Raw genomic sequence first — 14,961 nt, 5'->3', positions numbered from 1 at the left:
ATGAATAAGAAATATATAACTGTAGGAATTTCTATAATATTAATTATTTTAATGTTTATGAGTTTTTTATTTGCACCAAATGATCCACAAGAAGCAGATATTATGAATAGATTTCAAAGTTCTTCTAATAAATATCTACTAGGTACAGACCATTTAGGAAGATGTGTTTTATCTAGATTATTATACGGAGGAAAAACTACATTAGGAATTATTTTATTTGGTGGACTAATTATATTTATAGTAGGAACTTTATTAGGAGTGATACTTTCTAAATCTATAATTGGAACTTACTCAATAGTAGATGGAGCTATAAATGCAATAACTTCTATTCCGCCAATTGCATATTTAATAGTTTTTATAGGTGCTTGGGGAAATGGAATTAGAACTATGATTTTAGCTATGACAGTTTCTTATTCTCTAAGATATATGAAACTTGTAAAGACAAAGACAGATTTAGAACTAAAAAAAGCATATGTATTATGTGTTAGGTCATCAGGAGCTTCAAAATTTAGAATACTATTTGTTCATATTCTACCAAATATATTTAATGATATGATTGAGTTTATCTCATTATCTTCAGCAGACATGATACTTACAATAACAGGATTTTCCTTTATAGGATTAAATCTTGGGGATAATGTGGTGGACTGGGGAACTATGATTCTAGAATCTAGAAATTATGGACTAGTAAATCCTAAACTAATTATATATCCAATACTTGCTGTAATAATATCCTCTTTAACTTTTAATATTATGGGAAGTAGTATAGGAGGATTGAATAGCAATGATTGAAATTAAAAATCTAACAGTAGGAACAAATGAAAAGAAGATTATTAAAGATATAAATTTAAATATATCTAAAGGAGAAATAGTAGGATTAACAGGTAAAAGTGGTTCGGGAAAAAGTACTCTTTTAAAAACTATTTTTGGAATAAATAATTCTAATTTCAAAAAATATAATGGAGATATTTTTATAGACAGTTTAAATATAACTGATTTGTCTAATAAGGAAATACGAAAAATAAGTGGAAGAAAAATAGGTTATATTCCACAAAATCCAATGTCAGCTTTTGATACTAGATATACTACTGAAAAATTAATGATTGAAATTTTTACAGATAGATTAAATATATCTAAAAAAAATGCGAAATCCATAGCAGTAGAAAAGCTAAAACAACTAGGACTAAATGATACAGATAGGATTTTAAATTCAAATTCCAATGAATTATCAGGAGGACAGTTGCAGAGAATAACTTGTGCAATATTAACTGGTTTAAATACGGATTATATATTGGCTGATGAGCCTACTTCTGCATTAGATTTTGAAAATACTAAAATATTGGTCAATGAATTAAAAAAGTTCAAAGAATCTTCAGGTATTTTATTAATATCTCATAATATAGATGTTCTTGAAGAAATATGTGAACAGGTTTATGTAATGGAAGATGGAGAAATGGTAGGAAATGGGTCTATAAGTTCTATATTATCAGAACCTAAGAGTGAGTTTATGAAACAGATTAAGAAGATGAGAAAGTTAAAGGATGATAGAACATGGAATACAGAGAAATATTGCTTCAAGGCATAAATAAAACCTATATGACTAATAAAGGTGAATTTCATGCTTTAGATAATATAGATTTTAAAATAAGGTCTGGAGAAAGTATATCTATATTAGGTGAAAGTGGCTCTGGAAAAAGTACACTTGCTAAAATAATTTCTAAAATAGAAAATCCTACATCTGGACAAATGTTTTTTGATAAAGAAAATATTACAAATTTAAAAGGAAAAAAGTTACTAAATTTTAGAAAAAATATTCAAACAGTATTTCAAGATACATCAGGTACATTAAATCCTAAATTAAGTGTTTTAAGAAATATGGAAGAAGGCCTAGTAAATCTAACTAATTATAATAAAGATGAAAGAAAAGAAATCCTTTTAGAACTTATGAAAAAGTTAAATATGAAAGAAGAGATTTTAAATACCCCTGTTAGAAAATTATCTGGCGGAGAAGCTAGAAGAGTATCTTTAATTAGAGCCTTAGGAACAAACCCTAGTTTTTTAGTATTGGATGAAATCACTAGTGGATTAGATTTGATATCTGAAGATATGGTTTTAGATATGATAAGTAATTCTATAAGAGATTTTGAAATGACAGTAATATTTATAACTCATGATGAAGAAAGTGCTAAAAGGATTTCTAATAGGCTTTTATATATGGATAAGGGAAAGATAATGTATGAAAAAGCTACAAAAGAAGAAAGGATGATAATATGAAAATTAAAAAAATAGGTATACTTGCTTTAACTTTAATGTTATTAGTAAATATATTAACTGGATGTAGCAAAAAAGAAGAGGTAGCAGTAGAAGAAGCTTTGAAAGAGGAAGTTACAAAAGAAGAATCTAAAGAATTAGTAATATGTACTGCAAAAGAACTTACTAATTTAACTACACTGACTATGAATAAAGAAAACAATATAGCTTGTGGACTTATATATGAGCCATTAGTTAAATATGAAAATGATAAGATTGTTCCAAATTTAGCTAAAGAATGGGAATGGAATGATGAAGGAACAGTTTTAACTTTTAAATTACAAGAAGGAATAAAATATCATGATGGAGAAGATTTTAACGCTGAATCTGTAAAAAAGGCTTTAGATTTTAATCACTTAAACCCTAATTTCAGTGGTATAAAAGCAGTAGCAGAATTAGAAAAAGTAGAGGTCATAGATGAATATACAGTTGCTATAACTTTTCCTCGACCATCTTTATTTTATATAAATGATTTTTGTTTCCAAAATGTTATGTCTATGATGAGTCCTAATGTTATAGAAGAAGGAAATTATCAAACTTTTACTGATGTAATTGGAACAGGTCCTTATGTAAGAGAAAGTTTTATATCTGGAGATTCAACTGTATTTGTTAGAAATGAAAATTATTGGGGAGAAAAACCATATTATGAAAAAATCATAGTAAAATATATCCCAGAAAACTCATCTAGAATACAAGCTTTAAATTCTGGAGAAGTAGATTTAGTATATGGAGCGGATTTAATAACATATGACGATTTTACTCAAGCCATATCATTAAAAGATATAAAAGGACAAGTTAATGAAAATCCGACTCTTACAAGAAATTTAATTTTAAATGCGTCTTCTGAAACTTTATCAGATATAAATATTAGGAGGGCCATAGCTTATGGAGTAAATAAAAAAGCTATTGCAGAAGGATTAACTTTAGGAAATGAAAAAGTTGCTGAAAGACTTTTTAGAAAGGGAACACCCTATACTGATGTAGAAATAGATGAAGTGTATGATTATAATGTAGATAAAGCCAAAGAATATATTGAAAAGTCAGGATGGACTTTAAACGAAAGCACAAATATTTATGAAAAAGATGGTAAGAAACTTAGCATTTTATATACTTATTGGACAGATTTATCATTATCAAATGAAATAGCTCAAGCTGTGAAAGCAGATTTAGGAAAAATAGGTATAGCGGTTATAACTGAAGGAAAAGACCAAATGACTTGGTGGGTAGATGGGGTAGAAGGAAAATATGATATAACTACTTGGAATACAGAAGGTTCTTATACTGAACCAAATAAATTCTTTACAGAATCTATGGGAGCAGACCCTCATAATATATCATACCAAGGTTTAGATAACTACGAAGATATAAAAGGACAAATTGAAGAATTCTCCAATACAAAAGATGAAGAAAGAGTTAAAGAAATCTTTAAAGTATTATTAAATGAAAATAACAACAATGTAGTAGATTTACCTATTAGTTATGCAAAAGATTTAGTAGTATATAATGGAAATAAGATAAAATCTTATAATTTCTCAAGTGTGCCACAATTTTTTGATATTTTTGGAGTAGTTCCAAATAACTAAAAGAAATAGCTTTAAACCATATGGTTTAAAGCTATTTTTAATAAGTTTGTTTTTGATTATTTTGTTTTTTAATTTTTCTATAATCAGAAGGTAGTAGATTAAACTCTGTTTTAAAACTTGATGAAAATTTACCTGGACTTTTATATCCAGATTTTAGAGCAATATCTAAAATTGTATCATTTGTAGTTGATAGTAATTTTGCGGCTAAATCCATTCTATAAGATCTAGTAAAACTATAGATAGTAGTTCCATACACATCTTTAAAACATTCTTTCAAAGATGATTCTGAAATATTAAAAATTGATGATAATTCTTTAATAGTGTAATTCTTAGAAATATTTTCTGTTAAAAACTCTTTTATATTTTTAATAGTGCTAACTTGATTTTTATAATAGTATTTAGGAGTATCAAAAATAGATTTGCCGTCAATTTTACTTAAGAACAATATAATTTCTAGTACCTTTAATTTAAAATAGTATTCTAAAAGCTCTTTAGGAGCAGAATTTAATTCTTCAAAAATATGATTTATTTCTTTAGCATTTCTTATAATCAATCTAATCTGTGAATTGTCATTCTTCAAATTATCCCTAATCTCATATAAATCTATACTGGTAAGGTCCATAGATTTAGCAATATTATTTAAACTTATATTTGCCTTTGGAATATTTATTAAAATAGATATTCCGTGATAATGATTTAATGGAAAAGTAGAATTAATAGCTTCATGAGATAGTTCAAAAATAGATAAATCACTTTTCCCAATATATATGTATTTTCCATCATTAAGTTCAGATTCAATCCTTCCTTCTGTACAAAAATTAATCTCAATAGTATCTTTTATAGGAATTTTATCATAATCATATTTTTCTAAATGCATACTATGATAGAAAATTTCAATTCCTGAAAATACATTATATTGTTTAACAAAACCTTCCCCTGTATTATTAGAGAGTATATATGTAATTGAATTATCTTCATTTATATTCCTTTTAACATCGTCAGGATAATAATATGCTATATCCAAAGTAACACCCCTTTACTTATTAAGTAAAAATATATTAATCAATTATATTGTATAATAAAGTTCATTGATAGTAAATCTCATGTTATGAATCAGCGTTGAAAATGAGTCTTAACAAGAGAGAAGAAGTCCTTGTTAAAATGAAAAATAAAAGGATATATATTTATTGAACTAAATAATATAAAAAATTAAAATATAAATAGAAGAATAAAGTTAAGTACCTAGATTTTGTACAAATAAAACTATAATGTTTTCATAAGTTTACCATGAGAGTATTACCCAAACACATTATTCATGGAAAATAGCCTATCTTTATCAAGTACAGATCTAGGCTATTGTTGCTGATGCGTTTCGATTATAAACGATTAGACAAACTTATATGGAAAAAAGTATAGTGCTAAAGATTCTGAAATCATGTATAATTTTTATGAGGAATATTTTACAGAGCATAAAATGATAAACAAGCACAAATTTGACTACACTATCAAACTTAAGGTTTATTAAACGTATATTATGAGTATTTGTTCCCGTAGGAGAAATAAAATAAATCGACAGAAGTTTTATATTTTACGATGAAAGGAGCAAAAAGAAATGACAAGTATCTATTACCAAGTGAATAGAAGCTATCCACTTACTAAAATAGAGCAAGATCAGATTACACAGATTTTAAAAGAATGTGAGGCAAGCTATCCCTATCTGGAAAGTGGTGAAGCACTATGTCAGTATTCCTATGACCTAGCAGATCCCACTTGTATCTTATCTGGGTCTGCAAAGCTTCCTTATCCTTATGATGATATGCAGGATCAGGACTCGTTAGAAATGCAAACAAAAGCATTGTTTTTCCTTATACAATGGCTAACGACACTTCGTAGGGCGATTCCCAATGCGGAGTGGGATGCTTCATTGGAAGATGTTACGTTGATCTGGGAAGAGGAAAATGGATGGCGGTTGATGACCAACGAAGAATACAATAATTTAAATTACAAATAGAAAGTAACTAAAAATTGTCAAGTTTTTAAAATATAATTTTGTAAAAGTGATGGGGAGAATAAAATATGAGAGAAGTTGAACAAAAGAATTACACTTATAGTAATGATGAATATGTTTCTGTTTTTATTGGAAATTGTAATTCACAAGAGTTACTTAATAGATATTTAGAAAAAGATTATGAAATGTTGGATGTTGATTGTATTGGTTCTGAATTTGGAATTGATTTTGGAATAAATACTTATGATGAGGATTTTTTAGTTGCAATTGCAAATACAAAAGCATCAAATTCGATAGAGGAAATTTTTGCTGAAGCAGATGTGTTTGATATTGATAAGCTTAAGGCAAATTATCCAAATGATTTAGAAGATTTTTATAATGTTGCTATTGTAATAGGGAAATTAAAATATGAAGGTGATACTAAAGAAATTCAAAATAATGAATTTGGACATTTTAAATTTTTAGGTGTATTTCCAGAAGAATAAAGAATGGAAAACTTAAAGTAACTAAAATAAAGTTATAGGAAATTTATATAATCCAACTAAACAGCAATTCTAAATTTGGAATAAAATAATAAAGAAGAGAGTATAACCTTGTTTGCACTTGTTTTAGTTGCTCCTGTACTGATTTTGATTACTATAGTACAGGCGATTCGATATCGGAAACAGAAAATATATTTCAGAAACTGCCTGTTATCAGTATTCATTTCTATAGGGATGATTGCGGGCGGATGGATAGTTGAGCCGTACACATCTCCTCTGCTGTCAGATTTTAAAACTAATTTGCAGATTCGCAGATATCAAGCCATTGTAGATAAAATCCACAGAGGTGATATAGAGAAAGGCAATGCCTATTCTGTAGGCGGTCAAGCTGGATGGAGTGGATATAAATCATAGTCTTAGTAGAATGGGATAAAATTAAAATACAATCTATATTTTGAAAGGAGAAATCAAATGAAATCACGAATTATGTACATACTTCTTGTGTTTCTGTTAAGCACTTCAATTACTGCGTGTTCAGGTAGTAAAAGTGATTTAAACTTAAATAATAGTAGTAGTGTGAATAATAGCAAAGATACTGACACCAGTCCTTCTTTGGACAGCAAAAGTGAAGATACAAAGACCACAAATAATTCAGTATTAGAAGCATATAAAGCAGTATTGCTAAATAATGCTGAGTTTTTCAGCGTTGATAACAAGAAAAAATTATCTTTGAATGATTTTTTAACTAACAAAGAGATTTATGGAACCATCCTAAAAGTAACACATTTTACAGTACTTGATATGGATGGTGATGATGTGCCTGAAGTTATTCTTGAATTAGCAGTAGATAATAATCCAGAGTTTTATGAAGTCTTACATTATATGGATGATACAGTTTATGGATACAATATTGTATACAGAGGTTTAGAAGGGCTTAAAACAGACGGGACATTTCAGTATTCAAACGGTGCAGCAGATAATGGATATGGAAAATTGAAATTCCAATCAAATGCCTACGAAACTGACATATTGGGATATATGGAATCAAGCCAAAATAATGATGACATAACCATATCATACTTCATTAATAATAAATCTGCTACAAAGGAATCGTATAATTCTTCCATTAAAGAACAAGATGAAAAAGAAGATGTAGTTTGGTATGAATTTTCTCAAAAGAATATGGAAGCAGAACTTTCTGTGCATTTAACATGGCCAGATGGAGAAATGAAACCAGGGGAAATTTATAGTGGACATAGCAAGGAAGAAATAGAAGATTTTGCAAAAAGAGTTGTTGAATTAATCCAAAATGATGAAAGTCACGATCTGGCAGAAATTATTCAATACCCACTTAATGCTAATCTAGATGAACAAAAAATATATATCAAAGATAAAGAAACATTTCTTGAAAACTACAATCTGATATTTAATGATAAATTTAAGTTGAAAATTAAAGATGTATACACAAAGAATATATGGAGTAATTCTGTTGGGTTTATAATAGGGAATGGAGATATATGGTTTGCTAATGATTCATCAGATGGAAAGCTTAAGATTATAGTTATTAATAGCGGAAAGGGTGAAATGCTGAAAGACGAGGAAGAGTATGGAATAACACAGGGATAATAAAAGCAGTTACTAGACAATCTTTTTCATCACCAAAGAGCGTCAACATGCATCACTGATGTCAGAACCAAATTGTGTTCTTGTCGCTACACTAATACCAGCTCCATGCAAAATATCACGGAATCTTTTCCTAGTGCCTTTGTCAGATGAGTCAAATTTTCGTTTTATAGTTAAAACCAAATGCTAGTTTTTCATCAGGGGTTATGATATAGTTTAATGGTATCTCTCTGCAGAACAGAAGGCAAATATGACTGAGAATGAAAGACGAAAAGGACAACCTCTCAGTTGGATGGACTGCCATGAGATACAGAAAGACCTACATGAGCACAGATTTTTGTTGAAATAGCCAGAATTATTGGTTGTGCTCCCAAAACCATTTCTAAAGAAATCAGAAATCACAGATACTACAAGAAGCATGACTTCAGTAAGTTTATATCTATGAAGGAGTGAAGGGAGGAAAGCTTTTACAGGCCTTTTTGTGGAGAGAGAATAATTTAATGCTGGTATTCCTGGTTGAAAGTAAAGAAATGGCAAATACATTTGGAATGTTGGATATCCAAAGGACATACTGCAATTGTTGTTGGCGGCGGACCAGCTGGAATCTGTGCATCTCAATTTAAAATCAAGTATTGATGATCCATGGGCAGAACTGCTGGTTAACATCATAATAGGTGGTGCTTACTCAAAGAACAGTTGGTTAGTACACAAACTTAATTTAGTAGAAAAATTAGAAGCCAATGATGTAATTCCATATTTGTTAACCGGACACTATGACCGTACGGCATTTATGGAAACAGGCCGTATTTAATTCAATATTTGGTAATATTATTTATAGTCTCTATTAATAAAAAGAAAGGATGTATATAAATGGAAAATTTTTTTGATTTAACTGGAAAAGTAGCTGTAGTAACAGGAGCAAGTTCAGGGCTTGGAGCAGATGCGGCACTTACCTATGCAAAAGCTGGAGCAGATGTTGCATTACTGGCAAGACGTATAGAAAAGCTAAACGAGGTAAAAGCAGAAATTGAGAAAATAGGCAGAAAGGTAGTTGCGGTTGGATGTGATGTTACAAATGAGGAAAGTGTAAAAACAGCGATGCAAACCGTGCTTGATACCTTCGGCCATATTGATATTTTGTTAAATAATGCAGGAATTGCTGTTCATGGCGGAGTAGATACCATGTCAGTGGAGGATTGGGATAGATCCTTTGATACGAATGTGAAGGGAATCTTTTTAGCAAGCAAATATGTACTTCCTCAAATGAAGGAAAGAGGCTATGGTAAAATTATTAATATCGCATCCGTAAATGCAGTAGTTGTAGATAAGTTTGATGTATTTATTAGACATTCCTATAATTCTTCCAAAGCTGCAGTGGTTGGCTTGACAAGAGGTATGGCAGCTTCCTATGCAAAATATGGTATCACAGTGAATGCCATTGGGCCGGCTCTTTTTGAAAGTGAAATGACGAGTGAAACCTTATTTAAGTCTGAAGAATTTCTGAACAAATATAATACAATGAACCCAGCAGGACGCCCTGGAAGAAAAGGAGAATTAAATGGTACTGTTCTCTATCTTTCTAGCGATAGTTCCAGTTATGTTCAAGGTCAGTTCATAATCGTAGATGGCGGTGGATCCCTTGTATAGAATTAAGTATTTTAACTGGCAGGAGTACAAAAGAAAAACAGCAATTTCGAGAGTTGCGGTATAAGGATTAAAACAGCAATTGATAAAATTAAAGTAAGCCAGAAAAATAGAAACTTAAACCATCAGAATAAAATAAGTTACTTTACAACGGCCTCATTTTAAAAACACGTTCAATGTTTGGGATACATTACAAAATTGGACGTGTTTTTTAATTGGCATATTATAAGGAAAGTTACGATGCGATTCTGAATGATCAAGGTAAACTTCAATCAGAAAGAGTAGGGTAAAATTTCAGCAAAAAATATTTGAATAATAACTACAAGAAAATTTCTTGTAGTTATTATTTTGCTATGAAAAAATCCAAATATAGATTTAGTAAGTATGATAGGAGAAATAAAAAATACCTAAGTTTTGTTATAATTTTCTTTTGAGAGATGATAGTTTATACATCATTATTTTCTAAAATATTAATTATTGGAAAGCTTATAAAAATAGTTGTGCCTTTGTTAATAATGCTATTTACCCAGATAGATCCATTATGTTTTTTTATAATTTCATGAGAGATAAATAATCCTAGTCCTGTTGAATCAGAATTATTATTTCTATCTATTGTTTTATAATATCTATTAAAAATTTTAGGTAAATCATCTTGAGAAATTCCTATACCATTGTCTTCCACAGAAATTAAAACTTTATATTTTTCTATTACATCCATTTTTACTTTGATAGAACCATTGATTTCAGTATATTTAAAAGCATTATCTAGGATATTTTCAAAAACTTGTTCAATTCGATATTTATCAGCTTTTATATATATAATCTCTCTAGGTAAATTCAAATGAAAGTTTATTTTTTTATTGGATGTTTTGACTTTCATATCATTACATATATCAGTTAGTAAAGAATTTAGATTTATTTTATTAAAGTTGAATTTGACTTTATTATCTTCTAGCTTAGTAATTAAAAATAAATCTTCTATAAGTTTTGTTAGATAGTCCGTTTTTATTTTCATACGATTTAAATATAGATTAATAGTCTCAGGATCATCAATAAGACCATCTGTAATTATTTCCAAGTATCCTTTTATTACAAATAGAGGGCTCCTTAAATCATGAGAAATACCAAGCAATAAATTATGTTTTGTATTCTGCAATTCTATAATGCTATCATAAGACTTTTTTAATTCATTAGTCTTTTTACCTACTATTTTTTCAAGGTTTTTATTGATATGCTCTAGTTTTATAGAAAGTTGATCAGCTTCATTAAATTTTTTTGCAAATTTATTAGCCACAATAAGAACAATAAATACTGTAAAAAGTAAATAAGCATATTGAGAAGTATTTATATATACACTTATTATACCAACAGGAATTAAACCAGTATTAATACAAACTTCTAAAACAAAGGCTGTCCCAAACAAAAGTCCGCCAAAAAGAATTAACAAATTACATTTATTTCTAAAAAAAGCAATTATTATAGTTATAACATTTATAGGAACTAAAATCCTGACAAAAAATAAACTTAAATTTCCAATAGAAAGAGAAATACTTAAAGGCAAAAATGCTATAATTACAGCTAAAATAGCAGAAAAAACAATAATTAATTTTTGTGCTTTTCTTGAAAGTGGACTATAAAATAGATTATTACATAGAGCAAATATAAAAATAGGAATGAACAAAGTTGCAAGATTTATTAGTTTAATCCATACTTCTGATTTAATATTTAAAAAAGGTATAATAGCTAAAATATTAGAATCTAGAGAGTTGGCGATAATATTATTTATTCCAAAAAGGCCAAGATATAATAGATAATCTTCACTTTGTTTTTTTATAAAAAGTGAAAAACTATAAATAATAACTAAAAAATAACAACCAATAGCTAGAGAATTTAAAACCAAATTTGCATTTTCAATATTGATTATTGCTGATGGAGAACCAATTAATATTTTAGTAGGCCTTTCTCTATGGCTAATTCTATCTTTAACTGATAATACTATATCTAGTTCATACCCATTTTCAATAGGTTTATATAGATTGGAATCTATTGGTATTGTATTCATACGTTTAATATTAGAATTATCATCATTGAACCTATAATTTAAAATAAGAGAATTATTAATCCAAATTTTAAAAGCAGTAATATCAGGAATTAAAAGATATAAATTTTCAAGGTTTTTTGTGATGATTTTCACTCTATAAGTTCTTTTATGGTATTTAGTATTTAAGTCATTAATATTTTCAGATAATAATGATTTATCATTTATTTTAGTAATAATTTGATCAGGATTAAGTAAAACACCATCATATAATTCCCATTCACCACCAATAATATATTTATTATTTCCAGATAAATTCTGTTCTTTTAAATTTAATATGCCATTTTTGGCAAATAATTTATATGCTGTTTTATTGTATTTAGTTACTGATAAAAATAACGTCATCATAATTATAGATATAAAAAACAATATAAGAATTCTTTTTTTTAGTGTCATGTTGTACTCCTTTAAAATCTACTTACTTTATAGTATAATACATTTGGAGGTTTTTCTATGTATAAAATATTATTAATAGAAGATGATTTAGATATTTGTGAAATTATAAAATTATACTTGTCGAAGACAAAATATTCAGTAAGTGTTGTAAATACAGCTAAGGAAGCATTAGAAACAGTAGAGGTACAAAACTATGATTTAATTTTATTAGATATAATGTTACCAGATATTAATGGAGTAGAATTATGTAAAAAGTTGAGAAAAAATATTTACTCACCTATTATATTTATAAGTTGCATAGATGATGATGGAACAGTAATCAAAGCTTTAGAAATTGGTGGTGATGATTATTTAGTAAAACCTTTTAATAATAGTATATTAATAGCAAGAATAGAAGCTAATTTAAGAAGAGTTGAAATTGAACGTAAAAATATCTCTAAAAAGAATATTATAGATTTTAAAGATTTTATAATTGAACCTAAAAAACATTTGATTATAAAAAATAATGAAGAGATATATTTGACACCTATAGAATTTAAAATTTTAATATTCATGATAGAAAATCCTAATAGGATACTAATACTTGAAGAAATATATGAAAAAATTTGGAAAGAGAAAAGTTATGATGATGTAAGAACTGTGAAAGTTCATGTAAGTAATTTAAGAAAAAAGATTGAACAAGATGCATCAAATCCAGTATATATACAAACAATAAGAAGAACAGGATATATATTTAAAACATAAAGAATGCTAAAAATTCTATGCATTCTTTATGTTTTTTATATTTATTTTATATTTTCAGTAGCTGAATATCCAGCTATAAATGCTGAAGATAGGTTCCAAGAATTCATCATAGATGGCAATGAGTCATTTCCATTAGCCCCTCCGATAACTTCACCAGCTGCAAACAAGTTATTAATTTTATTACCATTTTTATCTAGAACAGCCATAGAGTTTTCATCTACAACTAAACCACCTAAAGTTGTAGCAAAACGAAGTTTTTGTTCTACAATATAGAACTTATCTCCTTCTATAGGATATAAATATTCTTTAGATTTTCCAAATTCTTTATCCTCACCATTTTTAGCATATTGATTATATAAATTAAGTGTTTCTTTCAAACTTTCAGCATTTATATTAGCCAATCTAGCTGCTTCTTCAATGGTATTAGCAGAAACTAAAACAGGGGTTTTTGAACCATTATTGTCTAAATACTTTTGGATAGTCTCTTCTGAAAAACCATGAAGTAATAATAATTCATAGTATTCATTCCATATATTTTCATTCATAACTAGGTATGCAACACTATCTTCTTGTTCCATAACTTTATTTCTGAAATCACTATATGGTAAACTTTCATTTAATAATCTTTTCCCTTTAGAATTAATATATATTGCCCCTAAATCGGTAGCTTTTTTAGAAGAGTAAGTAGTAAGTTTACCTATACCTGGTTCTATTTCTAATCCATGAGGATATATTTTATACCAATCTAAATTTCTAGAATCTGCTCCTATATTAATAGCCATTTTAAGTCCATCACCAGTTGAAGTAGAGGGACCATAGTATAGATATCCATCCATATTTGAAGGTCTAAGTTCTACATCTGCTCCATATCCACCAGTAGCAATAATAACAGATTTTGCATTAAAATTAATAATGTTATTTGCATTTTCTGCTCTAGCACCAATAACAGAATTATTATCAGTAATAAGTTCTAATGCTTTAGTTTCTAACATTATTTTTCCACCTAATTCTTCAAACCTTTTAGAAACAGCATCAATAACTTCAGCACTACTTGAAGATTTCACCTCTATTTGTCTGTCGACAGAGTGATCTACAACTTGAGTTTGAGCAATATGGTATTTGATATTAGCAGTTTTAGAAACCCAATCAATAGCTTCTCCTATAGTTTCTGTCATTTTTTTAGTTAATCTAGGATCTACAGTGCCATTACAACCATTACTAAGATCTTCATATAAACGTTCTGGAGAATCACCATTATTGCCAAATAACTCTTTAGATAAATTAGAATTAGTTGCTACAATATTAGAACCATTAGTTATAGTTGCACCACCAAGAGAGCCATTCTTTTCAATTAGTGTAACAGTATATCCAGATTCAATGGCTCTTAGAGCAGATTGAAGTCCAGCACCACCACCACCAATTACTAGAACATCAGTAGATTCTTCAATTTCTTTTTTTGCAGTACTTTCATCAGCGTTTGATAATTTGAAATCATCAGGATTGCCACCAGCTTGGGTAATACAATCAATAATAGCTTCAATAACGCCATTTGTAGAATTTGTTGCTCCTGAAACAACATCTATATTAAGGCTTTGTGTCTTAATAATTTCATTAGGAATACGCTCAATTACAGGATCTACAATACCTGAAGTTTCATTATGTTCTAAAACATTAATTGTATCGATTTTGTTATTTTTTACTGTCATTTCAACTTTGATTTCTCCGTTATTACCATTTCCAATTCCAACATATGTTCCATCTTTTAAGGTATTAGGATTTTGTTCTGAGTTTCCAATATTTTTATTATTAGTACATCCTGTGATTAAAGTAAGTATTAGTACTAAAACTAAAAATACTGATAAGTGTTGTTTCATAAATATTCCCTCCAATTTTATTATGTAATATTCTCTAAATTAGATTATATATTAAATTTGGTAAAGTATGTTTAAAGATATGGTAAAGATTTGTCAATGATAATATAAAAAATTAGTTTTTTGTATTATTATTTTATAAATTCATATGTTGGTGTTAGTATATAAGTATGGACACAAAAAGTTTAACACGATACAATAA

Annotated in this window: 14 protein-coding genes; 11 read left to right on the top strand and 3 right to left on the bottom strand. The window is 28.2% G+C overall.

Annotated elements, in window-relative coordinates; genetic code table 11:
* The 4 genes from ABWP20_RS09810 to ABWP20_RS09795 are packed head-to-tail and all read left to right on the top strand — an operon-like array spanning position 1 to position 3,893.
* Entirely contained in the window at positions 1-792 is a 792-nt protein-coding gene (locus ABWP20_RS09810; protein ID WP_353095624.1) for an ABC transporter permease, read from the top strand.
* Positions 785-1,585, top strand: a complete 801-nt coding sequence (locus tag ABWP20_RS09805; protein ID WP_353095623.1) for an ATP-binding cassette domain-containing protein — start codon at positions 785-787, stop codon at positions 1,583-1,585. The genes ABWP20_RS09810 and ABWP20_RS09805 overlap by 8 nt, the downstream gene beginning before the upstream one ends.
* Complete coding sequence (locus ABWP20_RS09800; RefSeq protein ID WP_353095622.1) at positions 1,552-2,274, top strand: ATP-binding cassette domain-containing protein; 723 nt, start codon at positions 1,552-1,554, stop codon at positions 2,272-2,274. The genes ABWP20_RS09805 and ABWP20_RS09800 overlap by 34 nt, the downstream gene beginning before the upstream one ends.
* Positions 2,271-3,893 (top strand): ABC transporter substrate-binding protein, encoded by a 1,623-nt coding sequence (locus ABWP20_RS09795; RefSeq protein ID WP_353095621.1) that lies wholly within the window; start codon positions 2,271-2,273, stop codon positions 3,891-3,893. The genes ABWP20_RS09800 and ABWP20_RS09795 overlap by 4 nt, the downstream gene beginning before the upstream one ends.
* 37 nt (positions 3,894-3,930) lie before the next feature.
* Here the strand turns inward: ABWP20_RS09795 and ABWP20_RS09790 are convergent, their stop codons facing one another.
* The gene (locus tag ABWP20_RS09790; protein WP_353095620.1) at positions 3,931-4,917 is read right to left on the bottom strand and encodes an AraC family transcriptional regulator; all 987 of its coding nucleotides are present in this window, start codon (positions 4,915-4,917) and stop codon (positions 3,931-3,933) included.
* 588 nt (positions 4,918-5,505) lie between these two features.
* On the opposite strand from ABWP20_RS09790, the gene ABWP20_RS09785 reads away from it, so the two are divergent.
* The 6 genes from ABWP20_RS09785 (at position 5,506) to ABWP20_RS09760 (ending at position 9,653) form a co-directional block, all read left to right on the top strand.
* Positions 5,506-5,904, top strand: a complete 399-nt coding sequence (locus ABWP20_RS09785) for a hypothetical protein (RefSeq protein ID WP_353095619.1) — start codon at positions 5,506-5,508, stop codon at positions 5,902-5,904.
* Positions 5,905-5,969: 65 nt separating this feature from the next.
* Positions 5,970-6,386 (top strand): immunity 22 family protein, encoded by a 417-nt coding sequence (locus ABWP20_RS09780; RefSeq protein WP_353095618.1) that lies wholly within the window; start codon positions 5,970-5,972, stop codon positions 6,384-6,386.
* A gap of 231 nt (positions 6,387-6,617) precedes the next feature.
* Entirely contained in the window at positions 6,618-6,797 is a 180-nt protein-coding gene (locus ABWP20_RS09775; protein ID WP_353095617.1) for a hypothetical protein, read from the top strand.
* 57 nt (positions 6,798-6,854) lie between these two features.
* Positions 6,855-8,009 (top strand): hypothetical protein, encoded by a 1,155-nt coding sequence (locus ABWP20_RS09770; protein WP_353095616.1) that lies wholly within the window; start codon positions 6,855-6,857, stop codon positions 8,007-8,009.
* 574 nt (positions 8,010-8,583) lie between these two features.
* Complete coding sequence (locus tag ABWP20_RS09765) at positions 8,584-8,817, top strand: hypothetical protein (protein ID WP_353095615.1); 234 nt, start codon at positions 8,584-8,586, stop codon at positions 8,815-8,817.
* A 59-nt stretch (positions 8,818-8,876) separates the two neighbouring features.
* On the top strand, positions 8,877-9,653 hold the full coding sequence (locus tag ABWP20_RS09760; RefSeq protein ID WP_353095614.1) for an SDR family NAD(P)-dependent oxidoreductase: 777 nt from the start codon (positions 8,877-8,879) through the stop codon (positions 9,651-9,653).
* A gap of 442 nt (positions 9,654-10,095) precedes the next feature.
* Here ABWP20_RS09760 and ABWP20_RS09755 read toward each other — a convergent pair whose 3' ends face one another.
* A complete protein-coding gene (locus tag ABWP20_RS09755; RefSeq protein ID WP_353095613.1) occupies positions 10,096-12,144 on the bottom strand; it encodes a sensor histidine kinase in 2,049 nt (682 codons plus the stop codon).
* Positions 12,145-12,201: 57 nt separating this feature from the next.
* Between ABWP20_RS09755 and ABWP20_RS09750 the strand changes: the two genes are divergently transcribed.
* Positions 12,202-12,888: a response regulator transcription factor gene (locus ABWP20_RS09750; protein WP_353095612.1), complete on the top strand. Its 687-nt coding sequence runs from the start codon at positions 12,202-12,204 to the stop codon at positions 12,886-12,888.
* Between the two features lie 41 nt (positions 12,889-12,929).
* On the opposite strand, the gene ABWP20_RS09745 is transcribed toward ABWP20_RS09750, so the two are convergent.
* Positions 12,930-14,762: an FAD-dependent oxidoreductase gene (locus ABWP20_RS09745; RefSeq protein ID WP_353095611.1), complete on the bottom strand. Its 1,833-nt coding sequence runs from the start codon at positions 14,760-14,762 to the stop codon at positions 12,930-12,932.
* Positions 14,763-14,961 lie beyond the last annotated feature (199 nt).

Source organism: Tissierella praeacuta, from assembly GCF_040396155.1.
Classification (GTDB): Bacteria; Bacillota; Clostridia; order Tissierellales; family Tissierellaceae; genus Tissierella; species Tissierella praeacuta_A.
The sequence above is the reverse complement of the archived record's forward strand: the minus strand, read 5'-3'. Positions and strand labels throughout refer to the sequence as shown.